General features: G+C 71.9%; 21 protein-coding genes. 10 read left to right on the top strand and 11 right to left on the bottom strand.

Annotated elements, in window-relative coordinates; genetic code table 11:
- Positions 1–18 precede the first annotated feature (18 nt).
- The 3 genes from NS184_RS05925 to NS184_RS05915 all read left to right on the top strand — a co-directional run bounded on the left by NS184_RS05925 (position 19) and on the right by NS184_RS05915 (position 3844).
- A complete protein-coding gene (locus NS184_RS05925) occupies positions 19–1425 on the top strand; it encodes an alpha/beta fold hydrolase (RefSeq protein WP_058725211.1) in 1407 nt (468 codons plus the stop codon).
- Positions 1422–3014 carry a GMC family oxidoreductase gene (locus tag NS184_RS05920; RefSeq protein WP_058725227.1) on the top strand — a complete coding sequence of 531 codons (1593 nt, stop codon included), beginning with the start codon at positions 1422–1424 and terminating at the stop codon, positions 3012–3014. The genes NS184_RS05925 and NS184_RS05920 overlap by 4 nt, the downstream gene beginning before the upstream one ends.
- Before the next feature lie 98 nt (positions 3015–3112).
- Positions 3113–3844, top strand: coding sequence for an SOS response-associated peptidase (locus tag NS184_RS05915; RefSeq protein ID WP_058725210.1), 732 nt, complete (start codon positions 3113–3115; stop codon positions 3842–3844).
- A gap of 61 nt (positions 3845–3905) precedes the next feature.
- On the opposite strand, the gene NS184_RS05910 is transcribed toward NS184_RS05915, so the two are convergent.
- From NS184_RS05910 to NS184_RS05890, 6 genes are all read right to left on the bottom strand, one after another.
- Complete coding sequence (locus tag NS184_RS05910) at positions 3906–4235, bottom strand: hypothetical protein (RefSeq protein WP_058725209.1); 330 nt, start codon at positions 4233–4235, stop codon at positions 3906–3908.
- A gap of 146 nt (positions 4236–4381) precedes the next feature.
- The gene (locus NS184_RS05905) at positions 4382–4711 is read right to left on the bottom strand and encodes a hypothetical protein (protein ID WP_058725208.1); all 330 of its coding nucleotides are present in this window, start codon (positions 4709–4711) and stop codon (positions 4382–4384) included.
- Between the two features lie 367 nt (positions 4712–5078).
- On the bottom strand, positions 5079–5636 hold the full coding sequence (locus tag NS184_RS05900; protein ID WP_058725207.1) for a low molecular weight phosphatase family protein: 558 nt from the start codon (positions 5634–5636) through the stop codon (positions 5079–5081).
- Between the two features lie 2 nt (positions 5637–5638).
- A complete protein-coding gene (locus NS184_RS05895; RefSeq protein WP_058725226.1) occupies positions 5639–6943 on the bottom strand; it encodes an adenylosuccinate synthase in 1305 nt (434 codons plus the stop codon).
- Between the two features lie 182 nt (positions 6944–7125).
- Complete coding sequence (locus NS184_RS18240) at positions 7126–7296, bottom strand: hypothetical protein (protein WP_193750405.1); 171 nt, start codon at positions 7294–7296, stop codon at positions 7126–7128.
- Between the two features lie 77 nt (positions 7297–7373).
- Positions 7374–11000: a S8 family serine peptidase gene (locus NS184_RS05890; RefSeq protein WP_058725206.1), complete on the bottom strand. Its 3627-nt coding sequence runs from the start codon at positions 10998–11000 to the stop codon at positions 7374–7376.
- Positions 11001–11161: 161 nt separating this feature from the next.
- On the opposite strand from NS184_RS05890, the gene NS184_RS05885 reads away from it, so the two are divergent.
- From NS184_RS05885 to NS184_RS05865, 5 genes are all read left to right on the top strand, one after another.
- The gene (locus NS184_RS05885) at positions 11162–11866 is read left to right on the top strand and encodes a TetR/AcrR family transcriptional regulator (RefSeq protein WP_058725205.1); all 705 of its coding nucleotides are present in this window, start codon (positions 11162–11164) and stop codon (positions 11864–11866) included.
- The gene (locus NS184_RS05880) at positions 11863–12549 is read left to right on the top strand and encodes a hypothetical protein (RefSeq protein ID WP_058725204.1); all 687 of its coding nucleotides are present in this window, start codon (positions 11863–11865) and stop codon (positions 12547–12549) included. Before NS184_RS05885 ends, NS184_RS05880 begins: the two co-directional genes overlap by 4 nt.
- A 1-nt stretch (position 12550) precedes the next feature.
- Entirely contained in the window at positions 12551–14620 is a 2070-nt protein-coding gene (locus NS184_RS05875) for a YhgE/Pip domain-containing protein (protein WP_058725203.1), read from the top strand.
- Between the two features lie 106 nt (positions 14621–14726).
- Positions 14727–15530 (top strand): NAD-dependent epimerase/dehydratase family protein, encoded by an 804-nt coding sequence (locus NS184_RS05870; protein WP_058725202.1) that lies wholly within the window; start codon positions 14727–14729, stop codon positions 15528–15530.
- 249 nt (positions 15531–15779) lie between these two features.
- The gene (locus NS184_RS05865; protein WP_242862980.1) at positions 15780–16802 is read left to right on the top strand and encodes a LacI family DNA-binding transcriptional regulator; all 1023 of its coding nucleotides are present in this window, start codon (positions 15780–15782) and stop codon (positions 16800–16802) included.
- A 65-nt stretch (positions 16803–16867) separates the two neighbouring features.
- Here the strand turns inward: NS184_RS05865 and NS184_RS05860 are convergent, their stop codons facing one another.
- Positions 16868–18706: a BCCT family transporter gene (locus tag NS184_RS05860; protein WP_083513489.1), complete on the bottom strand. Its 1839-nt coding sequence runs from the start codon at positions 18704–18706 to the stop codon at positions 16868–16870.
- 53 nt (positions 18707–18759) lie between these two features.
- Complete coding sequence (locus NS184_RS05855) at positions 18760–19902, bottom strand: AI-2E family transporter (protein ID WP_058725201.1); 1143 nt, start codon at positions 19900–19902, stop codon at positions 18760–18762.
- A 227-nt stretch (positions 19903–20129) separates the two neighbouring features.
- Here NS184_RS05855 and NS184_RS05850 point away from each other — a divergent pair, with 227 nt between their 5' ends.
- Entirely contained in the window at positions 20130–21374 is a 1245-nt protein-coding gene (locus NS184_RS05850) for a PP2C family protein-serine/threonine phosphatase (protein WP_058725200.1), read from the top strand.
- A 28-nt stretch (positions 21375–21402) separates the two neighbouring features.
- Here the strand turns inward: NS184_RS05850 and NS184_RS05845 are convergent, their stop codons facing one another.
- Both NS184_RS05845 and NS184_RS05840 read right to left on the bottom strand, forming a co-directional pair.
- Positions 21403–22044 (bottom strand): TrmH family RNA methyltransferase, encoded by a 642-nt coding sequence (locus NS184_RS05845; protein ID WP_206556262.1) that lies wholly within the window; start codon positions 22042–22044, stop codon positions 21403–21405.
- 1 nt (position 22045) lies between these two features.
- Positions 22046–22753 (bottom strand): TetR/AcrR family transcriptional regulator, encoded by a 708-nt coding sequence (locus NS184_RS05840; RefSeq protein WP_193750404.1) that lies wholly within the window; start codon positions 22751–22753, stop codon positions 22046–22048.
- Positions 22754–22927: 174 nt separating this feature from the next.
- Here NS184_RS05840 and NS184_RS05835 point away from each other — a divergent pair, with 174 nt between their 5' ends.
- Entirely contained in the window at positions 22928–23725 is a 798-nt protein-coding gene (locus tag NS184_RS05835) for an HAD-IIA family hydrolase (protein ID WP_058725198.1), read from the top strand.
- An 8-nt stretch (positions 23726–23733) separates the two neighbouring features.
- Here NS184_RS05835 and NS184_RS05830 read toward each other — a convergent pair whose 3' ends face one another.
- Positions 23734–24612 (bottom strand): CPBP family intramembrane glutamic endopeptidase, encoded by an 879-nt coding sequence (locus NS184_RS05830; RefSeq protein WP_058725197.1) that lies wholly within the window; start codon positions 24610–24612, stop codon positions 23734–23736.
- Positions 24613–24630 lie beyond the last annotated feature (18 nt).

Raw genomic sequence — 24630 nt, 5'->3', positions numbered from 1 at the left:
ACGCGTAGGAACGAACGCATGCCCGCCACCGCGTTCTGCCTCCACGCCCTCGGCTCGAGTTCCGAGGAGTTCGCGCTGCTGCACGACCGGTTGGAGGACGTGCTCGACCTCGTCGGCATCGACCTCCCGGGGTTCGGCACGAGCCCGGCGTCCTCCGGCACGACCGTCGAGGACATGGTCGAGCGCGTCGAACGGGCCATCGGACGGAGCGGTGTCACGGAGTGGGCGCTCGTCGGGCACTCGATGGGCGGCAAGATCGCGGCGATCGTCGCGGACCGCACCGTCTCCGGCGCGAACGGCCTCTTCGGCCTGCGTGGTGTCGTCCTGCTGGCCGCGTCGCCGCGCTCCCCCGAGCCGATGGGCGAGGACCGCCGCGACGCGATGCTCGACTGGGCCGCCGCCGGGCACATCAGCACCGACCACGCCGGAGAGTTCGTCGACGCGAACACTGCCGGAACCCTGCGGTCCGACCGCCTGCGGTCCGCGGTGTACGACGTCGAGCGCGCCGACCCCGAGGCCTGGCGCTCCTGGCTCGAGCGGGGCAGCCGCGAGGACTGGTCCGACGACACGACGAACCCGGTGCCCGCGCTCGTGCTCGCCGGCGCAGAGGACGGCGATCTCGGACCGTCGGCGCAGCGGGAACTCGTCCTGCCGCACTGGTCGAACGGGACCTTCGCGGTCGTCCCCGGCGCCGCGCACCTGCTGCCGTGGGAGCAGCCCGACGACGTCGCCGACCGCATCCGCACCTTCTGGGCGCGCCACGCCGCGAACGGACCGGTGGTCCCCGCGGAGCACGCCCGGGTCATCGCCTCGCCGCGGGTGAGCGCGACGACCCGCGGGGCGCTGGCCGTCCGAGCGCTGGCGGACGACCCCGACGGCGAGCCGCAGGTGCTCACGCCCACGCAGCTCGACACGCTCCGGGCCGTCGCCGCGGTGGTCGTGCCGCAGTCGGGCGGACGGACCGTCGACGTCGCCCTCCGGGTGGACGCGCAGTTGGCGGACGGCGCAGGGGACGGCTGGCGGCCGGACGGACTGCCGACGGACGTCGAGGCGTACCGGGCGGCGCTCGACGAGCTCGGTGCGACGGTTCCGCGTGGCGGTGCCGACGACGACCGTGCCGGGGTGCTCGCCGACGTCCTCGCTGCGATCGAGGACGGATCGTACGAACCGGTCGGGCTGCTGACCGCCGCGCAGTTGGCCGCCTGGGCCGAGGACGCTGCGGTGGATCTCGCGAAGCAGTGGCTCGCGCACCCGGCGACGATGGCGGCGATCGACTACGACGGCTACGCGAACGGCGGTGACGGCGTGCGGAAGCAGGGCTTCCAGCTCCTCGGCGCCGGACAGCGTGAAGCATGGGAGGCGGGGCCGCCGGCGGCCGGCCCCGCCCGTCCCGAGGACACGACGGAAGCGGAGACGACGCGATGAGACTCGACGGACAGCGACACTGGGACGAGGACGAGGTCGTCGACGTGGTCGTCGTCGGCACCGGCGCGGGTGGTGCCCCGCTCACCGCGGCACTCGCGCGACGCGGGCTCTCGGTCGTCGCGCTCGAGGCCGGGAGGAACACCGAGTCCGGCGACCACACCCCCGACGAGGTGCTCGCACCCGCCGACATCAACTGGATGGACGAGCGGATCAGCGGCGGTGACGCCCCGACCGCGTTCGGCCCGAACAACAGCGGGACCGGGGTCGGCGGGTCGACGCTGCACTGGGGTGCGTTCACTCCCCGTCCGAGCCGGCACGACCTGCAGCTCCGGACCGAGTCCGGCGAGGGCGAGGACTGGCCGATCGACCACGACGAGCTGACCGGCTACATCGAGCAGGTCGAGCACGACGTCGGCGTGGCCGGGCCCGAGCACTACCCGTGGGACCCGTCACGCCGCTACCGCATGCGGCCCCCGGCTCGGAACGCGTCCTCGGACATGATGATGCGCGGCACCGCGGCGCTCGGGATCACCGCCACCGACGCCCCCGTCGGGCTCACCACCGAGGACCGGCACCAGGAGCACCACGGGCTCCGCCAGGCGTGCATCTCGTGCGGGTCCTGCCACCAGGGCTGCCGGAACGGGTCGAAGGTGTCGATGGACACCACGTACCTGCCCGCCGCGGTGGCGTTCGGTGCCGAGATCCGGCCGGAGGCGTTCGTGCACGGGGTCGAGCTGGACGCGCTCGGACGGGTCGAGGCGGTCGTCTACCACCAGGGCGGCCGGGACCACCGACAGCGGTGCCGCTCGCTCGTCCTCGCCGCGGGTGGGGTCGAGACCCCGCGCCTCCTGCTGCACACCGGGCTCGCGAACTCCAGCGGCCAGGTCGGCCGGAACTTCACCGCGCACGGCGCGACCCAGGTGTGGGCGACGTTCGACGAGTCCATGCGGTCCTACCGCGGGTACCCGTCGTCGATCATCACCGAGGACTTCGTGCGCCCGGCCGACGCCGACTTCGCCGGCGGGTACCTCATCCAGAGCCTCGGCGTGCAGCCGCTGACCTTCGCCACGACGCTCGTCCGGGGTGGCGGGCTCCGCGGGAAGGCACTCGTCGACGCCATGCGGGACTACCCGCGGATGGCCGGGGTCGGCATCAACGCCGAGTGCCTGCCGTACGACGGGAACCGCCTCGAGCTGACCGACGAGCTCGACGCACACGGGGTGCCCAAGGCTCGGGTCACGTTCAGCCCCGGCGAGAACGAGGACGCGATCGAGCGGCACGCCGTACGGACCATGACGGCCATCGTCGAGGCGGCCGGAGGTCGTGACGTCCGTGTGCTCGAGCGGACCGCGCACACCATCGGCACCGCCCGGATGGGGACCGACGCGTCGTCGTCGGTCGTGGACCGGGACGGGCGGTCGTGGGACGTGCCGAACCTCTGGGTCTGCGACAACTCGGTGTTCCCGAGTGCCGTGATCGCGAACCCGGCGCTGACGATCATGGCGCTGTCGCTGCGGACGGCGGACCGGATGCTCGCGGGTGCGCCCGAGGGCGGCGGGTCGCGGGAGACGGCGGGCGCGCGGGGCTGACGCTCGGCGCCTGCCGCGCACGCCACCCAGCGCGGACGTCTGTCGGCACACGCCGCCCAGCGCAGACGCCTGTCGGCGGTTCCGGGCAGACTGGCGCCATGTGTGGAAGGTTCGTCGTCTCCGACACCACCGCCGACCTGCTCCCGGAACTCGTCGGTGAGCTCGCCGCGCGCACCGAGCACGTCGACGAGGACACCGGCGAGGTCCGCCCCGGCCTCGCCCCGAGCTGGAACGTCGCCCCGACCGACCCCGTGTACGCCGTCCGGCAGCGCCACGGGCAGCGAGAGCTCCCCCGGATCAGCTGGGGGTTCGTGCCGAGCTGGGCGAAGGACTTCCAGAAGCAACGCCCGAAGCCGATCAACGCCCGCATCGAGACCGTCGCGACGAGCGGGATGTTCAAGCGGGCCTTCGCGACGAACCGGTGCATCGTCCCCGCGCTGGGCTACTACGAGTGGGTCGTGCGCGAGGACGGGAAGGAACCGCACTTCGTCCACGAACCCGGTGGCGCCCTGGCCATGGCGGGTGTCGTCAGCGCGTGGCCCGATCCGACGAAGCCCGAGGACGACCCGGACAAGTGGCGGCTCTCGCTCGCGATCATCACCCGGGACGCCCACGTCGCGCCGGGCGAGGTGCACGACCGGATGCCCGCGTTCCTCACGCCGGACGGCTACGACGACTGGCTCGACGGCGGACTCGGCACGCACGACCTGCTCGCGCTGCTCGACCACGAGTCGCTCGCGGTCGCGGCGGGGCTCGAGCAGTACGAGGTCTCGCGGGCGGTGAACAACGTCCGGAACCAGGGGCCGCAGCTGATCGAGCCGATCCCGTGAGCTCTGCCCGGAGACGACGAAGACCCCGCCGATGGCGGGGTCTCGAAAGGGTTCGTCTCGTTCAGTCGAGCGTGCGACGGACGTCCGGCAACAGTGCGTGCAGCCGTTCCGCCAAGCGGTCCTGGGCTTCCTCGAGCGACCGGTAGTCCCCGACGTACTGCCCGAAGGTGTCGGACACGAAGAAGTGCGCGCCCTGCTGGTCGACCACACCGCCGTAGTACCCGCCGTAGTTCGCTGCCCAGAGTCCGGTGTCCGCCTCGGACCACACGACGTGCGCACGGGCCGGTGCAGCCGGTGAGACGATGCCGTCACCGATGCCCGTGATGAGTTCGATGGTCGCCGTGTCGACGTCCACCTCGGTGTGCTGGCCGGAGACGACGGGGGTGCTCATGGTGGTGCTCCTGGTGCTGTTCGCGCTGCGCGGAGTGGTGCGCGGCCCCGCGGTGCTGCGCGGTGCGGTTGTTCGCGGTGTGGTGTTGTGCAGAGTGGTGCTGTCCGTGAGCCCGCCCGACGACGGTCGCGGATGGTCGCCCGGCACTACGCGACCGGCCGGATGACGGCCGGGAGCATGACGTGGAGCTGGTCGGCGAGACGGCCCTGGGCCTCCTCGAGCGACCCGAAGTCGCCGACGACCAGGCCGAACGTGTCGGAGGCGACGTAGCGGCCGTCCCGCTTGTCGACGGACCCGCCGAAGTAGCCGCCGTAGTTCGCGACCCACTCGTCCTCGTCCTCCTGGGTCCAGGTGAGCTTCGCGCGGCTCGCACGACCGTGCACGGCGGCGTCGGCCTCGAGGATCGCGATCGTGTCGACGGTGTCGGTGTCGAGCGTGACCTCGGCTCGGATGTCAGTCTGGACGGTCGTGCTCATGTCGTGCTCCTTCGCGTTCCGGGGTACATCTGCTGACACCAGAACGCTACGAGAAGGCACGTGCCACGCGCCACCCAGCCGCGTGCATTCACGGGTTGCGTCAATGCGGTGCAGCACAGAAGCCCGTGTTTCCGGGGGCTGACGACGGCAGATCGGGGTACACGTCCCCCAACGGGGTACTCGTTCCGCGGATGAACCGGCTCCGGGGTACAGCGCCGCGAGACGCGGCGCCGGAGCCATGAGACTCGGCGCCGCCCTCACGAGACTCGCGACGCCCCACCGCGAGCAGCGACGCCTCACCGCGAGCAGCAGCGGCAGCGGCAGCGGCAGCAGCAGCCAGCGGCCAGCGGCCAGCGGCCAGCGGCCGTCAGCGCACCGCGCGCAACGCGTCCGCGACCGTCGCCACGGCAGCGCCGATCTCGTCTGCGACGCGGGCGTGCGTCGCCTCCGAACGCCGGTACGGGTCGTCGACGTCGTCGTCACCCGGGTCGATCGGCGACGCCACCGAGCCCCGGAGCCGAGCGACCCGCTCGACGAGCTCGGCGCCGGAGGACACACCGGCGAGGTCGGCGGGCTCGAGGGCGTCGAGCACCCGCGCGAACTGCCGGATCGTGAACGCCCGCTTCGTGACGCGGGGAGCCAGTGACACGACCGCGGCCCGGTGTGAGCGCTCCGCCGTGAGCACGAGGTCCGCAGCACCTGCGATCGCTGGCGTCAGGTACCGCGCACGGTGGCCGTCCGGCGAACCACCCAACCGGCGGGACTGCTCAGCAGCGGCCTCGTCCATCGGGGCACCGTCCTGCGCGATCGTCCCGGCGGACTCGACCGTGAACGCGGGGGCGTCACGGCCGAGCCGGGCAGTGAGGACCTGCGCGCCGAGCGGGGACCGGCAGAGGTTGCCGCTGCAGACGAACAGGACGCGCATCGTCAGGACGCGGTCGGGGCGGCGCCGAGCAGGTCGTGCCGGACGACGATCGCGTCGCGGCCGGGGCCGACACCGATGGCCGAGATCCGGGCGCCGGACATCCGCTCGACGGCGAGGACGTAGTCCTGCGCGGCCTGCGGCAGGTCCGCGAACGTCCGGGCGCCGGTGATGTCCTCGGTCCAGCCGGGGAACTCCTCGTAGATCGGCTTCGCGTGGTGGAAGTCGGACTGGTTCACGGGGACCTCGTCGACGCGCTGCCCGTCGACCTCGTACGCGACGCAGACCGGGATCGTCGCCAGCCCGGTGAGGACGTCGAGCTTGGTGAGCACGAAGTCCGTCACGCCGTTGATGCGCGCCGTGTAGCGGGCGATCGGGGCGTCGTACCAGCCGCAGCGTCGCGGACGGCCCGTGGTGGTGCCGAACTCGAAGCCGTTGGCGCGGAGGAACTCCCCCGACTCGTCGAACAGCTCGGTCGGGAAGGGGCCGGCGCCGACACGGGTCGTGTACGCCTTGACGATGCCGATGATGCGCTCGAGCTTGCCCGGGCCGATGCCGGAACCGGTCGCTGCGCCACCGGCGGTCGCGGATGAGGACGTCACGAACGGGTACGTGCCGTGGTCGACGTCGAGCATGGTGGCCTGGCCTGCCTCGAACAGCACGGTGTCGCCCCGCTCGAGCGCACGGTGGATCTCGAGCGCGGTGTCGGCGACCATCGGACGCAGGCGCTCGGCGAAGGACAGCAGCGACTCCACCACCTCCTCCGCGTCGATGGCGCGACGGTTGAACACCTTCACGAGCAGGTGGTTCTTCTGGTCGAGGGCCGCCTCGACCTTCTGCCGGAGGATGTTCTCGTCGAAGATGTCCTGGATGCGGATGCCGACGCGGTTGATCTTGTCGGCGTAGGTCGGGCCGATGCCCCGGCCGGTGGTGCCGATCTGCCGCTTGCCGAGGAACCGCTCGGTCACCTTGTCGATGGTGCGGTGGTAGTGCGTGATGACGTGGGCGTTCGCCGAGACGAGCAGCCGGGAGACGTCGACGCCGCGGGCCTTGAGCGCGTCGAGCTCCTGGAAGAGGACCTCGAGGTCGACGACCACGCCGTTGCCGATGATCGGCGTCACGCCCGGCGTGAGGATGCCGGACGGCAGGAGGTGCAGTGCGTACTTCTCGCCGCCGACGACGACCGTGTGCCCCGCGTTGTTGCCGCCGTTGAACTTGACGACGTAGTCGATGCGGGACCCGAGGAGGTCGGTGGCCTTCCCCTTGCCCTCGTCGCCCCACTGGGCGCCGATGATGACTGCTGCGGGCATCTGGTTCTCCTCACGTTGGCGGAGGACCGCACGCGACCCTCCGGGTCGGTGGTCCACCCGAGTCTATCGGCTGGTCACCTGGGTGCCACCGTCCGGACAGACGGACGGGAGGCGCGGTGCCAGCTGGCACCGTGCCTCCCGTCCGTTGCTCGGTCGCGCTCGGATCGCGCCCCGTGCCGCAGCTAGCTGCGGAAGAAGTCCGCGTACGCGGGGTCCCCGACCGGCTGGCTGTGACCCGGCTCGCGGAGCCGCTCCTCGACCATCGCCTGGATCACGTCGGGCGGGGTGAGACCACGTCGCCGCCACTCCGTGGGGTTCGCCCGGAGCTGCTTGATGTCGATCTGCTGTCGCATGCGATCACCATTCCACGAAACAACTAGTTTGTCTAACTACCTGTCCCGTCAGCGCACTCCGGGCGGACCCGACGGACCTACTTCTTCACCTTCGCGGTCGGCTTCGAGGTCGCCGAGCCGTCCAGGTACCCCGAGGCCTTCGCGACGACCTTGACGGTGAGCTTCTTCCCGCGGTCCGCGGTCTTCACCTTGTACTTCGCCGCGGTGGCCTTCCCGATGGCTTTGCCGTCCCGGTACCACTGGTACGAGTAGGTCACCTTCGCCGAACCCGAGTCCCACTCGCCGTGCACCGCGGTCAGGGTCTTCCCGACCTTGGCGGTCCCGCTGACCGAGACCGAGCTGCCCGGCTTGAGGGCGAGCTTGGAGACGACCTTGGTCGCGATGGTCTGGGCCTGGCTGCCGACCGCGTTCCCGAGGTGGAGGAGCAGCACCTTCTCACTCGTGGCGCCGCTCGCACGGGTCACCTGCAGCGACCCCTTGTCGGCGAACAGCGTGCCACCCTTGCCCGACTGGGCGAAGGTCAGCGCCGGCTTGGCGAGGTCGAAGGTCGTCGCGGGGGTGGTGTCGACCACGGAGCTGCCCGAGACGCCGGTCGCGTAGGCCGACTCGGTCTCCACGTGGTAGCTCACCTGCTTGCCGGTGGCGCCGATCAGGCTGGCCGTCACCGGCAGGACCTTCACCGCGCTGTCGAACGTGTTGACGTCCTGGCCGGGCGCACCGGCGTTGAGCGGGTAGGCATCGACGACCTTCCCGGTCTGCAGGTCGACCGTCGTGACGAACGTCGCGTCGACCGCCGCGGACTTGGCGTCGTAGACGATGTAGTCGTCCGTGCCGTCACCGTCCACGTCGATGTACACCTCGACGTTGGTCACGGCGCCGGGGTTGGCGTCGGGGCCCTGGGTCTGCACGCCGAACGCGAGCACGTCCGAGGCCTTGTCGTAGCTCGCCCCGTAGGAGCGGACGTCGGCCGCCCGGAGGGACTGCTCGGCCGAACCGGCGGGGAACGACTCGGCCGGGACGGTGCCGCCGAGGACGAACGGTGCGACCGCGGCGTGGTACCCGGTGGTCAGGCCGCCCTGGTCGACGGCGCGACCGGTCAGCTTCAGCTCCGCCTTGGTCGAGCCCGTGAAGACCACGCTGTTCCCCTTGACCGCACTCACCGGCTTCGGCGCGGCGTAGGTACCGAGTCGGAGGGGTTCGACGGTCTTGTCGGTCGGCGTGAAGGTCACGAGGCCGGTCGCCGCGGCGACGAACTCGCGCTGGTAGCCCTGCTGCACGGCCTCCTGCGTCGGGTCGATCACCCGGCGCAACTGCGTGGGATCCGCGACCTTCATCGTCAGGGTGAGCACGGCACTCGCGCCCGCTCGGACCGTGACGCGGGACTGGTCCAGCGAGAACGTGACGCCGGGCTGCGTCACGCGGGACTGGTAGGCCACGTCGTACGTGTGCGCGACCGAGTCCTTGTTCGTGATGATCAGGGACCGCTTCTGCGAGGTGTTCTTGTTCGCCACCTCGACGACCCCGAAGGAGGCCGTGACGAGCTTGCCGTTCTCGGCGCTCACCACGGTGGTGTCGGCGTTCACGGCCTGCAGCGCGTCGACGCGACCCGTCCCCTGGCGGAGCTGGTTCGCGATCGTGCTGCCGTCCTTGACGTCGTGCGTCGCGGTGTTCATGAGCGCTGCCTTGACGGCGTCCGCGCCCCACGTCGGGTGCGACTCGAACGTCAGCGCCGCGATGCCCGCGACGTCCGGCGTGGCCATCGAGGTGCCGCTCATCGACATGCGGCCGTCACCGGTGCCGTTCGCGGCGGAGATGACGTTGACGCCCGGGCCGGCGATGTCCGGCTTCACGATGTCGTCGAACGAGCCGTGGACGCCCCGGCTGGTGAACGACGCGAGCGTGTTCACGGCCTCGGGGTCGGTCGCGAGCTCGGTGCCCTTCAGCTCGTCAGCGAAGCGCACGTGCAGGGTTCCCGCCTTCGCGGCGGCCTGGAGGCTCGTGACGCTGTCCGCCGTCAGTTCGGCACCCGGGATGGTCGCGTTCCCCGCGATGCCCGAGTCGAACGTGTTGACCGTCCCGGCGAGGAGCACGCCGACGCCGCCTGCGGCGGCGACGTTGTTGAAGCGCACCGCTGACCCGCACTCGAGGGCCGCGTCGGTCCACTTCAGCCAGACGACCTTGCCCTTGACGGCGGTGGCGTCGGCCCCGCTGAACGCGGTGCAGCCGTCGACGTTCGTGGTGGGGACGACGACGTCGCCCTCGACGGGCAGCGTGCCGGTGTAGTTCTGCGAGTACTGGGCGCGCCAGTTCTTCGCGACCGAGCTCGGGGCGGTGGCGGCGACGGCGTCGAAGAGCGACTGGCCGGTGGCGCTCGCGGCGACGGTCAGCGCTCCCGCTGCGGTCCCCGGCGATCCACCGATGTCGGTGAAGTCGTCGGCGTTGCCCGAGGCGATCACCGGCAGCACACCGCGGTCGGTCAGCGCGTCGATCTTCGCGTTGTCGGGGTCGTCCGGCGCACCGTAGTCGGAGCCGAGCGAGAGGTTCAGGACGTTGATGTCCTTGCCCTGGGTGAGCGCCTGGCCGACCCAGTCGAGCGCGGCACCGGTCAGGTCGGTCGAGCCGCCCCCGTCACCGAACACCTTGAGGGCGTAGAGCCCGGCCTCGGGCGCGGTGCCCGGGCCGACCCACATGTCCTGGACCTGCTGGGCGGTCAGCTTGGTGTAGTCGCCGTCGAAGGTCTTCTTGTCGGCGGTGAGACCGTAGCCGGCGACGGTGCCGGACACGTGCGTGCCGTGGTCACCGCCCTTGCCGTCGATCGGGTTGTCGTCCGGTGCGGGCACGGGCTGGTAGGCGTCGCTCGACGGGTCCGCGTTGTAGGTGGGACCGGCGAAGTCGTACCCGCCGAGGAACTTCTCCGGGTCGTACGAGCCGGCTGCGGGCGCCGACGTCGAGGCGAGGGCGTCGGCGTAGGCCTGGGCCGTGCCGGGACCGCCGAAGTCGGCCTGCGTGTAGTCGAGCCCGGTGTCGAGCACGGCGACGTTGACGCCCTTGCCGGTGTGCCCGGTCTGGGTCCAGGCGTTGAGCGCCCGGGTGTAGACGTCGCTCGCGGCGTTCTTCGGGGCGACGCCGTCGACGCCGGCCTTCGCCGTGCTCGGGTCGACGCCGGAGGGCGCGGCGGACGCGTCGGCGTTGACGGTCGGCTCGACGACCTTCTTCGGCGTGAGCGGGATGATGCTCTCGACGTCGGAGCGCTTCGCGATCTGCTGGAGCGCGTCGACGTCGGCGACGACCGCGACACCCGGGACGGTGTACTCGGTCGAGTAGAGCTCGGTCGACCTGGAGTCCGCCTTCTTGATGGCGGCGCGCACGGCTGCCGTCGTCGACTGGATCGTCTTGACGCGTTGCTTCGCCTGCGTCGACGGGGACTTCGAACGGGAGAGGTCCCCGCCCTTCGCCTGCGCGTCGACCTCGAGCGCGCCCTTCCCGGTCGTGCGCACGAACGCACTGACCGTCTTCGTGGGCTTCGCGTCGCGCAGCGGCTGCGCGAGCTTCAGCTCGGGGATGGAGACACCCGGGGTCGCTGCGACGGCGGTGCCGCCGACCGCGAGCCCCGCGCACGCCAGGGCCGCGGCGGCGATGCCGGCGGTCAGGACGCGTGCGAGTCGGCGTGGTGTCGGGTTCGGGTTCGGTGTTGCACGGTTCAAAGGGCGCGCTCCTGGCTCTGTCCGTGGTTCTCGTGGAATTCCTGTGAAGCTATGCGGTTCCTCTCAGACCGCCTAGTCCCCTCTTCGGAGGACCGGCCCCCGTCCGGGGGTACAGCCAACAAGAACTTGCACACCACTGTGCAGGTTATTACGATGGGCGCATGCCCACGCCCGCTGCGTCCACTCGCGCTCCGCGCAGGGACGCCACCGAGAACCGCGCGGCGTTGCTCGAGGCCGCGAAGACCGAACTGCAGCGCGACCCCGACGCCTCGCTCGAGACGATCGCCGCGGCTGCCGGCCTGTCGCGCCGTGCGGTCTACGGACACTTCCCCTCCCGCGACGACCTCGTGCGCGAGGTCGTCACCATCGGCGCCGCCCGGATCGCCGCCGCGATGCCGACCACCGGCGACCTCGTCGACGTCCCGCCCGCCGCACGCATCGCGGCGATCGCCGTGGCGCTCTGGGCCGAGGTCTCGCACGTCCGCTCGATGGCGGCCGTCGCCGTCCGGGAGCCGTTCATCCAGTCCGTCGCGGCCGAGTTCGCCCCGGTCCGGGCCCGGGTGCGCGAAGCGTGCGCGCTCGGGATCGCCGACGGGACGATGCGCGACGACGTCAGCCCGGACGCACTCGGTCGGCTCGTCGAGGACGCGTGCATCGCCGTGCTCGACGAGGCCACCCGGTCGGGCACGTCGGACGCCGCCGGGCGCCGCATGGTCGTCCTCTCGGCGCTCGGCGTGACCGGCATCGACTGGCGGACCGCCCTGCTCTCCGAACCCGCACCACCGGCCGCCGCGTCACCCACACCATCGGCCACCGCGTCGCCGACCAGCAGCTCGCCGACGAGCACCGAGGAGCCCTCCGCATGACCACCCTGGAACTCGACCACGTCGGCATCGGCGAGGAACCCGGCGCCGCACTGCCGACCGTGTCCGCGGTCGCCGGCCCCGGTCGACCGGGCATCGTCGCCGTCGAGACCGAGCAGGCTCCGGTGCTCGCGTCGCTCGTCGCCGGTGGCCGGATGCGGCCCGACCGGGGTCGCGTGCTCGTCGACGGACGAGCGGACCCGGCAGCCGTCCGCCGTGGGTTCGCCCTCGTGGACACCCCCGGCGTCGCCGAGCCCTTCCCCGTCATGAGCTGCCGCCGCATCGTCCGCGAGGAACTCGCCTACGCCGGGCAGCGCCCGTCGCGGGAGCACGTCGACACCGTGCTCGAGTCGCTCGGGATGACGCAGTACGCCGACACCCACGTGCAGCGTGTCCCCACCGAGGTCCGCGTCCGCCTGCTCGTCGAGCTCGCGCTCCTCCGTGCGGACGTCACCGGACTGGTCATCACCTCGCCCGAGCGGCACGGCGGCGCCGTCGAGGACTGGTTCGCCGTCGTGCGCGACGTCGCCCTCCGCGGCGTGACCGTCCTCCTCGTGACGTCGAAGGCCGCAGCGCAGACCGCGACAGCGCTCCTCGACACCATCCCCGCACCGACCACCACCGACGGCCCCGACGACGCGACCGCCACCGACGGAGACGACCCGCGCCTCCAGGAAGCGTCCTGACGTGACCACCACCTCGCTCGTCCGCGCGGAGCTCGCGCGCCTCACCGCCACGCCCCTCGCCCGCCTCGCCTTCATCGCGCTGATGTGCGTCCCGCTGCTCTACGGCGGCGCCTACCTGTGGGCGAACCGCGACCCCTACGCCAAGCTCGACCAGGTCCCCGCGGCGATCGTCAACCAGGACGCCGGAGCCACGCTCGACGGCGACCGCGTCGACTACGGCAAGGACGTCACGAAGGAGGCGATCGACGGCCACGACTTCGCGTGGAAGGAGACCTCCGCGGCCGACGCCCGGTCCGGGGTCCGGAACGGCACCTACGACTTCGTCGTGACGATCCCGCACGACTTCTCGTCCTCGCTCGTCTCGGCGCAGTCCGACGACCCCCAGCAGGCGAAGCTCACGATGACGACCGCGGACACCAACTCGTACCTCGCGTCGACCATCGCCGAGCAGGCGGGCAAGACGATGCGCACGGCCGTCGCGGAGCGGGTCGGCAAGCAGGCCGCGAAGACGCTGCTCGTCGGACTCGCGGACGTGCGTGACAGCCTCGGCGACGCCGTCGACGGGGCCGGGCAGCTCGCCTCCGGTGCCACGACCGCGAAGGACGGGGCGGACCGCCTCGCCGACGGGACGGGCAAGCTCTCCTCGGGGGCATCCCAGCTCGCCGCCGGGACCGCGGAGCTGCCGTCGCAGACGCAGCAGTTGGACAGCGGCGCGCAGCAGGTCTCGACCGGAGCCGCGAAGCTGGCGTCGGGGCTGTCCGACGCGGAGCAGCAGACCGCCGCCCTGCCGTCGCAGACCCAGCAGCTCAACGCGGGCGCGCAGCAGGTCGCCACGGGCCTGAAGACGCTGTCGGATTCGACCGACCCGGCCCTGGATGCGCTCGAGGCGCTCTCCCCCGACACCGTCAACGCCGCGATCACCGCGGCTGCGGCGAAGCAGGGCGTCGAGCTGTCGCCCGAGGCGCAGGCCGTCATCGAGCAGACCGTCGAGCAGCAGTTGGCGGACTCCGGCAACCAGGAGCAGCTGGCGAAGGTCAAGCAGGCCCTGACCGGGATCGACCAGCTCCGCGACGGCTCGGCCCGGGTCGCTGCCGGGACCCAGGAGCTCGCCGACGCGTCACCGACACTCGCGAACGGGATCGCCACCGCGGCTGACGGTGCATCGACGCTGTCCGGCGGTGCGTCGCAGGTCGCAGCGGGGACGTCGAAGCTCGCGGCCGCTGCCCCGACCCTGTCGAGCGGCGCGTCCCAGCTCGCGACCGGTGCGGCCTCGGCCGACGACGGTGCGGAGTCGCTCGCGTCCGGGCTGACGAAGCTGGAGAGCGGCTCGAAGGAGCTCGCGGACAAGCTCGACGACGGCCGGACGAAGATCCCGTCGTCCACCGCGTCGTCGCGCGAGGACCAGGCCTCGGTCATCTCGGACCCGGTGAAGGTCGGCGACGACAACGTGGCCTCGGCGGGGAACTACGGCGCCGGCCTCGCCCCGTTCTTCATCTCGCTCGCCGCATGGATCGGCATGTACGCGCTGTTCCTCATCCTCAGGCCGATCTCGAAGCGGGCGATCACCGCCGTGCGGAAGCCGCTCCGCGTGGTGCTCGGCGGCTGGCTCACCCCGGCGCTCCTCGGGGTCGTGCAGATGGTGGCGCTGTTCCTCATCGTCCGGTTCGCACTCGACCTGAACGTCGTGCAGGCCGGCCCGACGATCGGCATCATGGTGCTCGCCTCGGCGACCTTCGCGGCGATCATCATGGCGCTCAACGTGCTGCTCGGGTCGGTCGGGCAGTTCCTCGGCCTCGTGCTCATGCTCGTGCAGCTCGTCACCGCCGGCGGGACGTTCCCGTGGCAGACGCTGCCGGGGCCGTTGGCTGCACTGCACTTCGCGCTGCCGATGACCTACTCGGTCGACGCGATCCGGCAGACGATGTACGGCGGCTCCGCGGCGGCGGCGTGGTCGGACACGGGCGTGCTGCTGTGCTGGCTCCTCGGGGCGCTGCTCGTGTCGTACGTCGTGACCGCCCGGCAGACCCGGAGTCGCACGCTGCGCGACCTGCGCCCGAGCCTGATCGGCTAGCGCGGGCCCGTCGGGACCAGGTTCCGGACGCAGCACCACGGAGAAGCCCGGTGCCGTGTCCGGAACCTGGTCCTGCGCGTCCCCACCCCCGCGTACCGTCGCGCGCATGGCGACGCTGCTCATCACCGGGGCGGCCGGACGCATCGGGACGGCCCTCCGCCCGAGGCTCACGGCCGCGGGACACCACCTCGTCCTGCTCGACACCCGCCGTCCGGACCCACCCGTCGGGGACCGCGAGCGCTTCGTCGAGGGTGACGTGAACGACCGCGCCGCCCTCTCGGCAGCGCTTGCCGGGGTCGACACCGTCGTGCACCTGGCCGGGATCCCGACCGAGGACGAGTGGGACACCCTCGTCGCCGCGAACGTCACGGGCACGAAGAACCTGTTCGAGGCCGCGGCATCGGCAGGGGTCGGACGCGTCGTCCAGGCGAGTTCGATCCACGCGGTCGGCCGGGTGCCCGAGGACGACGCCGCCCCGGGGAGCGTCCCGGGTGACCGGCTCCCCCGCCCCGACCTGTACTACGGGTTCACCAAGGCCGCGATGGAGCTCCTCGGCGGTCTGTTCGCCGACCGGTACGACATGTCGGTCGTCTCGGCACGCATCGGCGCCTTCGGCGAGCGCCCGAGCAGCCGACGCGCCCTGCTGATGTGGAGTTCACCGGACGACCTGGCGCGGCTCGTGCAGGCGACCGTCGGCCTCCGGGAGCCCGGGCACCACGTCGTGTGGGCCGTCTCGCGGAACACCGGGTCCCCCGCCGACCTGTCCGCCGGCGAGGCGATCGGCTACCACCCCGTGGACGACGCCTCGGCCGTGCTCGGTGCGGACGAGCGTGCGGCCCTGCCGGACGAGGACGTCCGCTTCCTCGGCGGGGGCATGGCTGACCTCCCGCTCGGTCGCCGGTCGAACTGACCGCCGGACCGTACGGACGCGGCGGACCCGCACCGCGCCTCCCGGCAGGCCCGACGCGGCGGGCCCGACACGGCGGACCCGCACCGCGCCTCCCGGCGGACCCGACACGGCGGGCCCGACACGGCGGACCCGCACCGCGCCTCCCGGCAGGCCCGACACGGCGACTCCTCGCTGATGCAGCGCGGTCAATGTCCTGACAACAGCACCAACACCACCACCGCTAGGATCGACGAGGACACCAGGAGGTCGATGCCGATCATGGGCGACGGCAAGCCAGCCGGCGGCAAGCCGGCGACCATCTACGACGTCGCGGCCCGCGCCGGCGTCTCCAAATCGCTCGTCTCGCTCGTCCTGCAGCGCTCCCCCCGGGTCAGCGACCAGCGTCGCTCGGCCGTCCTGCAGGCCATCCAGGAGCTCGACTACCGTCCATCGACGGCGGCCGTCGCCCTCGCGGGCACGCGCTCCCGCACCATCGGCGTGGTGCTCGACGACTTCCGGAACCAGTGGTTCGTGGACCTCCTCACCGGTCTCCGCGAGTCGCTGCAGGACCAGGGCCACCGGCTCGTCGTCGCGGACCGGTTCCTCAACACCGGACTCGACGCCTCGCCCGTCGAGGGCTTCCTCTCGATGCGCGTCGAAGGCATCGTGATCGCCGGCGAGCCCGACACGGACCTGGCGGTCCCCGCGTCGATGCCGCTCGTCGTCGCGGGCGGGCGGGTCACGATCCCCCGCGCCGACACGGTCGCCAACGACGACCGCACCGGCGGTGCGATGGCCGCCGACCACCTGCTCGGCCTCGGGCACACGCGCATCGGCTTCGTCGGCGCGCGGTCCGCCGCCTCCGACGAGCGACGGACCGGCCTGGAGGCACGGGTCGCCTCCGGAGGGTCCGGTGCCTCCGTCGTCAGTGCGGTCCTCCCCGGCGAGCCCACCGAGGACGCCGGCGTGCGTGCCGTCGGGGTCCTGTTCGACGAGCACCCCGACGTCACGGCGGTCTTCGCCGCGAACGACGTGATGGCCCTCGGCGCGCTCTCCGGCCTCGCCGAGCGTGGTCTTCGGGTCCCCGAGGACGTCTCGGTCATCGGGTACGACGACACCCCCGTCGCCGCCACCCGGTACGTGGGCCTGACGAGCATCGACGACCGGAGCGTCGACATCGGCCGGGGCGCCGGCGAGCGGCTGCTCGCGCGGATCGCTGAGCCGGACGCGCCCGCGCAGGAGATCCTCGTCGAGCCACGCCTGGTCGCGCGGCGCACGACCGCACGGCGCTGACGCCGACGCACACCGCGCTCGGCCTGCGGCGGGAGCGCCGTTGCCGCTCCCGCCGCAACGGCGGCTCAGCGGTCCGCGGTCGTCTCCTCCTCGCGGGCCACCGCGACGTCGAGTCGCGGGTCGAGTGCCGGGTCCGGCGAGACCGTGGCGGTCCTGACGGGCGGATCCGGCTCGTGCGCGACCTCCGGCCGTGCCGCGCCCCGGGTCGGCTTGAGCCGCTGCCGGATGACCCGCCACGGACGCCCGAGTCCGGTCTGCACGCCGCGCTCAGCGGGTCCTTCGACCTCGAGCCCGTAGTACTCGCCGACGCGTTCGAGCAGCAGGGCGCGCTCCGCCCGGTCGTACGCGCGGCGTTCACGCGTGAACGCGATGACGGTCGACCAGCACGTCAGCAGGAGCACGATGCTGAACGGGAGGGCCGTGGTGATCGCGGCCGTCTTGAGCGCGTTGAGGCCGCCGGTGAGCAGGAGCGCGACCGCCAGGAGCGCCGAGACCCCCGCGAAGAAGACCCGGAGCCAGTTCTTCGGCTCGATGTCCCCACCGGACGCGATCATCGCCATGACGAGCGACCCGGAGTCGGACGAGGTGACGAAGAAGACACCGATGAGCAGGATCGCGCCGAAGGTCAGCACCGTCCCGGCGGGCAGGTCCGCGAGCAGGGTGAACAACGAACCCTCGACGTCCACGGAGCCGTCGGTCCCGACGAGTCCACCGCCGTTCATCTGCTGGTGGATCGCCGCTCCGCCGAGCACCGCGAACCAGAGCATCGTGAGCGCGGTCGGGACGAGGAGGACGCCGAACACGAACTGCCGCACGGTCCGGCCCTTGGAGATGCGGGCGATGAAGATGCCCACGAACGGCGCCCAGGACATCCACCAGCCCCAGTAGAACGTCGTCCAGGCCGCCTGCCAGGCCTCGCCGGCGGCACCCTGCTGGGCGCTCACGGTGAAGGAGAGACCGACGAGGTTCTGCAGGTACGCGCCGATCGACTGGACGAAGTCACGCAGCAGGTACTGCGTCGGGCCGACGATGAGGATGAAGAGCAGCAGCGCGGCAGCGAGGATCAGGTTGAAGTTCGACAGGATCTTCATGCCCTTCGTCACACCGGTGACGAGGGACACGATCGTGAGCGCCGTGATCACGGCGATGATGGCGATCTGGCTCACCGTGCTGCTCTCGGCGATGCCCGCGCTCTCGAGACCGGCGCCGATCTGGATGACGCCGAGGCCGAGCGAGGTCGCGACACCGAACAGGGTCCCGATGAGGGCGATGACGTCGATGGTGTTGCCCCAACCCCCCTTGACCCGCTTGCCGAGGAGGGGTTCGAGCGCCCAGCGGATCGAGACCGGGCGGCCGCGACGGTGGATCGCGTAGGCGAGGGCCAGCCCGAGCACCACGTAGATCGCCCAGGCGTGCAGGCCCCAGTGCAGGAAGGTCTGCGTCATGGCCTGCTGCGCGAGCGAGGCCTCGTCGCCGGTGACGCCGGGGCGTGGGTCGGCGAAGTGGCTCAGCGGCTCGGAGACGCCGTAGAACACCAGACCGATGCCCATGCCGGCGGCGAAGAGGAGCGCGAACCAGGAGCCGGTCGAGAACTCCGGTTCGTCCTGGTCCTTGCCGAGCTTGATGTCGCCGAACCTGCTGAAGCCGACGAAGATGCTGAACGCGACGAAGAACGCCGCGATGAGGACGTAGTACCAGCTGAAGTTCGCGACGATCCCGGCCTGGAGGGCGTTGAATGCGCTCTCCGCGCTGCCGGGGGCGATGAGGGTCCACGCGACGAAGCCCAGCACGATGACCGCGGCAGGCCAGAACACCCATCGCTTCAGTCGCGGGGTCGTGGTGACGGGAGCGCCGAGTTCGTCGCCGTCCGCGGTCACGGGCGCAGGGGGGTGTGTCGCTGCCATGCAGTCCATGGTGCCCGGGTCCCTGCGCGTCTGCTCAGGCTCGGGCGGCGGCGTCAGTCCGACGGCTCTGCCGACTGCGGGATCGGCAGGGCGATCGGGACGTCGGGGTCGTCCTGTCGGGCGGCGCGGATCATGGCGTTCGCCGTCGCCGCGAGGGGCACGGCGAAGAACCCGCCCGCGATGCCACCGACCGTCGTGCCCGCGATCACGGCGAGCAGGACCGCGAGCGGGTGCACGGCCACGACGGACCCGGTCAGGAAGGGGTGGAGCACCTGTCCCTCGAGCTGCTGCACGAGGACGACCACCGCGAGCATCACGAGCGCGATCACCCACCCCTTGAACAACAGGGCGAGCAGGACCGCCACGGCCCCCGCGGCGAAGGCCCCGACCACCGGGATGAACGCCCCGACGAAGACGACGACGCCGATCGGGCCGGCGAGGGGCACGCCCAGGAAGAACGCGCCGAGGGCGATCCCGATCGCGTCCGTCGCCGCGATCACGACCTGCACACGGATGAAGTGGGTGAGGGTCGTCCAGCCGGCCTCCCCCGCCACGCCGAGCCGGTGCTGCGCGCCGCGGGGGAAGAGCGACACGACCCACTCCCACATCCGGCGTCCGCCGGTCAGCGCGAAGATCACCGTGAACGTGACGATGAAGAGGCCCTCGCCGAGGTGGACGAGCGTGGCACCCGCGACGACGACCCCCTCCCGGAGTTCCGCGGAGTGCTGCGCGATGAAGTCGCGCGCGTCGGTCGAGAGCGTGTCGAGGTCGACGGCGGGCAGACCGAGCGGCGGGTGCCGGAGCAGGTCCTGCACGCTCCCGATGAGGGCGACGGTCCGCGACTCGAGACCGGGGAGCTGGTCGCTCACGCGCCAGACCACGAGGAACACCAGCAGTGCCGCACCGACGACGACCGACAGCAGAGCGGTGACGATCGCCAACCACTTCGGCACGCCGTGACCCTGCAGGAGGTTGCTGAGCGGGACGAGGAGGGCCGCGACGACGATGCCGATGAGCAGCGGGACGACGACGTTCGCGAGCGTCGCGGCGATCCACACGGCGAGTCCGACAGCGGCGGCGATCACGAGGACCCGGCCGGCGAACACCGCCCCGGTGCGGAGCGCGGAGGAGCGGGAGGACACGACGGCGTCGAGGGCTGGTCCCGCGTCGGGTGTCGTTCGGGTGTCAGAGGTCACGTCGGGTTCGTCTCACTCGGTCCTGCACGGCCCGCCGCGCGTCCGGCGGCGGTGTGGGCGAGGCTGCCCAGACTGCAAACTTGTACCGCAGCAACCGTCCGGGCGTCCAGCCGACGACGAGTCCGGGGGACAACCCCGTGGACCGGTGACCGCCACGTGACGACGACACGGGCTCGCGGTCCGTGGACGCACGGCGTTGCCGGGTCATCCCGACGGGTACGTTGAGGATGCGCTGGCTCGGACGTCGCTCCCAGCTCGCGAGGACCCTCGAGCACCACGAGGACCACCAGGACGGATCGGGAGGGCAGAGCATGGACGACCTCGGGTCCTCCTCGGCACGCGCGGCGCTCGTCGCCGCACTCGACGTCGTGGGAGCGGCGCCGTCCGAGCGGTTCGAACGGATCGTCCGGGTCGCCCGCGAGGTCTTCGACGTACCGCTGTCCTACGTCAACGTCCTCGACGACGACCTGCTGCACACGCTGACGCCGAACGTCCCGGACGAGATCGTGTCCGGACCGGTCGGCTGGTCGTTCTGTCAGCTGACGATCCGGCAGGTCGAACCGACGGTCATCTGCGACACGACCGCCGACCCGCGCACGGCCGGGCTCCCAGGGGTGACGAACCGCGGCATCCGTTTCTACGCCGGCGTCCCGCTGACGATGCCCGGCGGGGTACCCGTCGGGACGCTCTGCCTCATGGACACGCAGCCGCGGGACTTCTCGCTCGCGGACGAGGCAGCGCTGATCGACTTCGGCCGCTGGGCCGAACGAGCCCTCGGCCAGGGCCTCCACCACGACCGGTTGCAGGACGTCGTGGCAGCGCTGACGCCCGCCCCGCTCGGGGTCCGGGACCTGCACGTCTCCGCGACCTCGGTGCCCTACGGCGACACGAGCGGGGACCTGCACGACTGGTCGACCGACGGGCAGCACCTCATCGTGACGCTCGCCGACGTGATGGGCAAGGAGCAGCCCGCGGCGATCCTCGCCGCCGGGATCCGAGCGGCGCTCCGGCAGCACCGCGACCGGGCGCCCGAGGACGCCGTGCGGGCCGTCGAGCCGGCGGTCGCGGAGGACCTCGTCGCCGCGAGCGCGTTCGCCACGCTGTTCCACGCCCGGGTCACCCTCGGCACCGGTGCGGTCGAGGCGGTCGACGCTGGACACGGACTCGTCGTGCACCTCGGCGCGGACGGCCGGCACCGGGTGCTCCGCTCGCACGACCTGCCGCTCGGCCTGCACCCGGTCGGCGCCGCACGGTCGGTCACGACCGTCACGCTGGCCCCCGGTGACGCACTGCTCGTGGCGAGCGACGGCGCGCTCGACCTCGGCGACGGCACGATCGACACGCTGTCCGAGCTCGCGCGGACGTTCGAGCGGACGCGGGACCACCACGCGTTCCTCGAGACCGTCCGCCTGCGGGCCGCTGAGCGCGCGGAGGACGACGTGACCGTGGTGCTGCTGACCCGCGACGCCTGAGCGCGGGCCGTGGTGCCGGCGCGCGACGTCAGGCGGCGTGCTGCAGGATCCAGCTGTGCATCACGATGGCCGCCGCGGCCGAGGCGTTGATGCTCCGAGTCGAGCCGTACTGGGTGATCTCGAGGTGCGCGTCCGCCCCGGCCACGGCCTCGCCGGTGAGCCCCGGGCCCTCCTGGCCGAAGAGGAACACGCAGCGCTCCGGGATCGTGGCGGTCTCGATGCGCTCCGCGCCGTCGGTGTTGTCGATCGCGATCACGGGACGGCCCTCGGCGTGCATGGCGTCGAGGAACGTCGCGACGTCCGGGTGGTACCGGACGTGCTGGTACCGGTCGGTGACCATCGCGCCGCGTTTGTTCCATCGGCGACGACCGATGATGTGCACGGTCCCGGCGAGGAACGCGTTGGCGCTCCGGACGATCGACCCGATGTTGAGGTCGTGCTGCCAGTTCTCGATCGCGACGTCGAACGCGTGGCGGCGGGTGTCGAGGTCGGCGACGATCGCCTCCATCGACCAGTAGCGGAACCGGTCCACGACGTTGCGGGGGTCGCCCTCCGCGAGGAGCTCGGGGTCGAGTCGCGGGTCGTCCGGCCACGGCCGCGGATGGGGGCCGACACCGTTGGTCGTGCGCTCGTGGGAGGGCTCGGGCGAGGCGTCGGTCACACCCTCCAGACTAGGACGCTCGCTGGCTCGCGACCCGCGCCTCGATGCCCGCGAGCAGCACGTCGACCCCGAGCGTGAAGCGGTCGTCGTACGAGTGCGACCCGAGGACCTCGCCGACGAGCGCGTGCCGCTCCGGACGCCCGGCCTCGGACGAGCCCCGGCCGACGAGGACCCCGACGTGCCCGACCACGAAGTCGTAGACGACGAAGAACGCGTACATCGCCTCGCGGTCCGGCAGTCCCGCCTCCCGCAGGGCTCCCACGACCGTGCGGACGACCCCGTCCGACTCCGTCGAGGCGAGCGGCGCGTGCTGGCTGTGCGACTCGAGCACGAGCGGGTGGGTCGTCATGAGGTCGCGGAACGTGCACGCGAAGACCCGGACGACCTCGCGCCAGTCGGACGGCCACACGAACGTCGACGCGAACTCGTCGACGGTCCGGCGGACGAGCTCGGCGTGCAGGTCGTCCAGTCCGCCGATCGTCCGGTGCACGGTCATCGGGGCGACGCCGAGCGCCGCGCCGAGCGAGCGGAAGGACAACCGGTCGAGCCCTTCCTCGTTCGCGATGCGCGTCGCGGCGTCGACCACCTGCTGACGCGAGAGCACGTTCGGACGGCCGCGTCGTCGTCGCGGCGCCGCCTCGGCCTCGCCGACCGCTGCAGCAGCAGTGGCGGCAGCGGGTCGGGGTGTGGCGGTGTGGGCGACGGGGTCGACGAGCACGGCGGGTCTCCTTGTTCCAGTACGTGTACCGAAAACCCTACGGCAAAGCCGAGCGGCGGTCGGTGTCTCGACCATCCCGGGAACCGGCACCGACGCACAAGGGCCGATCCGAGCCTCCCGGCCTGCTCCCGGCACGCGCCGGGCGCGACCGTGCGCGCGCACTAGTGTGAGGCCATGGCAACCCGCGACGAGGTCGAGTGCTGGCTGACGGACATGGACGGCGTGCTGGTGCACGAGAACCAGGCCCTCCCGGGGGCCCCGGAGCTCATCCAGCAGTGGCTCGACGAGGGCACCGAGTTCCTCGTGCTGACGAACAACTCGATCTTCACGCCGCGCGACCTGAGCGCACGACTCCGGGGTTCGGGCCTGCACGTCCCCGAGGAACGCATCTGGACGAGTGCGCTGGCGACCGCCGACTTCTGCCGGTCCCAGATGCCCGGCGGCTCCGCCTTCGTGATCGGCGAAGCCGGCATGACCACCGCGCTGCACGAGGCGGGCTTCATCATGACCGAGACCGCCCCCGACTACGTGGTCGTCGGCGAGACGCGCAACTACTCGTTCGAGGCGATCACGAAGGCCGTGCGGCTCATCCGCGACGGCGCGCGCTTCATCGTCACGAACCCCGACGCGACCGGCCCGAGCGCCGAGGGCGTCCTGCCGGCGACCGGCGCCATCGCCGCGATGATCGAGAAGGCCACCGGCAAGCAGCCGTACGTCGTCGGCAAGCCGAACCCGATGATGTTCCGATCGGCGATGAACCGCATCGGGGCGCACTCGGAGAACACCGGCATGATCGGCGACCGGATGGACACCGACGTCCAGGCAGGCATCGAGGCCGGGCTCCACACGGTGCTCGTGATGACGGGCATCAGCGACCAGGCCGAGATCGAGAAGTACCCGTTCCGCCCGAGCGAGGTCATCTCCGGCGTGCACGAGCTCGTGCGCACCGAGCCGTTCGAAGTCGAGATGTAGGCCCTGCGTCAGACCGACTGGAGGCGCGGCTCGCCCCCGCGCACCGCGAAGGCGGCAATCGGGGGCACCTCCGTCCACCGGCGACGCAGGCGTCGCGGACGGTCGTCGCGCCACGCGACCATGCCACCCGCGACGATCCCGAAGGCGAGCAGGCCGAACGAGAACAGGCCGATCAGGCCGGCCACCGTCAGCGTCGAGAGGTCCGACGGATCCGCCGTGGCCGAGTAGCCGATCGACCCGAAGTCCCAGAACGCGTGCAGCAGCACGGGCGCGAGCAGCGACCCGGTCAGCCGTCGTGCGACGTAGAGCGTCGAGCCGAACGACGCCGCGAACACGACCTGCAGCAGCGTCGGCCCGACACCGGCCCCGGCGAGGATGTTCAGCAGGTGCAGCAGCCCGAACAGCACGCACGACACCGCCCACACCGCGAACTCGGGCAGGCGTCGTCGCAGCCCGACGAGCAGGACGCCCCGGGTCATGAGCTCCTCGAAGACCCCGACGAACAGCACCCCGACCGTGAGCAGCAGGAAGTACCGCGCGGGCAGCGCACCCCAGTCGACGAGCGGCAGCCGCACGAGGCACACCAGCAGGATCCCGAGCGGTGCGATCATCGTCCAGCGCAGGGGCGTCCGGGTGGGGTCGACGGTCGCGATCCGCCACCAGCCGAGCGCGGTGACGACGACGGCGAGCGCGGCGACCGCGATCCCCTCGGGGACGACGAGCGACCGCACGACGCTGTCGACCGTGTGCCCGAGGCTCGGGTAGTCGTCGCTCGGGCGGGCCCGGACCGCGCTCACCACGGCGAACACGACGAGGGGCGCGACGCCGACCAGCAGCGAGGGGGGAACCGGCCAGCGTCGTCCGCGGGCCGGGGCTGCTGACGTCACCCTTGCGTTTGTACCATT

This window comes from Curtobacterium luteum (assembly GCF_001475545.1).
In the GTDB taxonomy this organism is placed as follows: Bacteria; Actinomycetota; Actinomycetes; order Actinomycetales; family Microbacteriaceae; genus Curtobacterium; species Curtobacterium luteum_A.
This window is presented reverse-complemented; position numbering and strand designations above follow the sequence as displayed.

Excerpts from the sequence above, each read along its gene's own strand:
- NS184_RS05925 (WP_058725211.1), top strand. The coding sequence starts at position 19 with ATGCCCGCCACCGCGTTCTGCCTCCACGCCCTCGGCTCGAGTTCCGAG.
- NS184_RS05920 (WP_058725227.1), top strand. The coding sequence starts at position 1,422 with ATGAGACTCGACGGACAGCGACACTGGGACGAGGACGAGGTCGTCGAC.
- NS184_RS05915 (WP_058725210.1), top strand. The coding sequence starts at position 3,113 with ATGTGTGGAAGGTTCGTCGTCTCCGACACCACCGCCGACCTGCTCCCG.
- NS184_RS05910 (WP_058725209.1), bottom strand. The coding sequence starts at position 4,235 with ATGAGCACCCCCGTCGTCTCCGGCCAGCACACCGAGGTGGACGTCGAC.
- NS184_RS05905 (WP_058725208.1), bottom strand. The coding sequence starts at position 4,711 with ATGAGCACGACCGTCCAGACTGACATCCGAGCCGAGGTCACGCTCGAC.
- NS184_RS05900 (WP_058725207.1), bottom strand. The coding sequence starts at position 5,636 with ATGCGCGTCCTGTTCGTCTGCAGCGGCAACCTCTGCCGGTCCCCGCTC.
- NS184_RS05895 (WP_058725226.1), bottom strand. The coding sequence starts at position 6,943 with ATGCCCGCAGCAGTCATCATCGGCGCCCAGTGGGGCGACGAGGGCAAG.
- NS184_RS18240 (WP_193750405.1), bottom strand. The coding sequence starts at position 7,296 with ATGCGACAGCAGATCGACATCAAGCAGCTCCGGGCGAACCCCACGGAG.
- NS184_RS05885 (WP_058725205.1), top strand. The coding sequence starts at position 11,162 with ATGCCCACGCCCGCTGCGTCCACTCGCGCTCCGCGCAGGGACGCCACC.
- NS184_RS05880 (WP_058725204.1), top strand. The coding sequence starts at position 11,863 with ATGACCACCCTGGAACTCGACCACGTCGGCATCGGCGAGGAACCCGGC.
- NS184_RS05870 (WP_058725202.1), top strand. The coding sequence starts at position 14,727 with ATGGCGACGCTGCTCATCACCGGGGCGGCCGGACGCATCGGGACGGCC.
- NS184_RS05865 (WP_242862980.1), top strand. The coding sequence starts at position 15,780 with ATGCCGATCATGGGCGACGGCAAGCCAGCCGGCGGCAAGCCGGCGACC.
- NS184_RS05860 (WP_083513489.1), bottom strand. The coding sequence starts at position 18,706 with ATGGCAGCGACACACCCCCCTGCGCCCGTGACCGCGGACGGCGACGAA.
- NS184_RS05850 (WP_058725200.1), top strand. The coding sequence starts at position 20,130 with ATGCGCTGGCTCGGACGTCGCTCCCAGCTCGCGAGGACCCTCGAGCAC.
- NS184_RS05835 (WP_058725198.1), top strand. The coding sequence starts at position 22,928 with ATGGCAACCCGCGACGAGGTCGAGTGCTGGCTGACGGACATGGACGGC.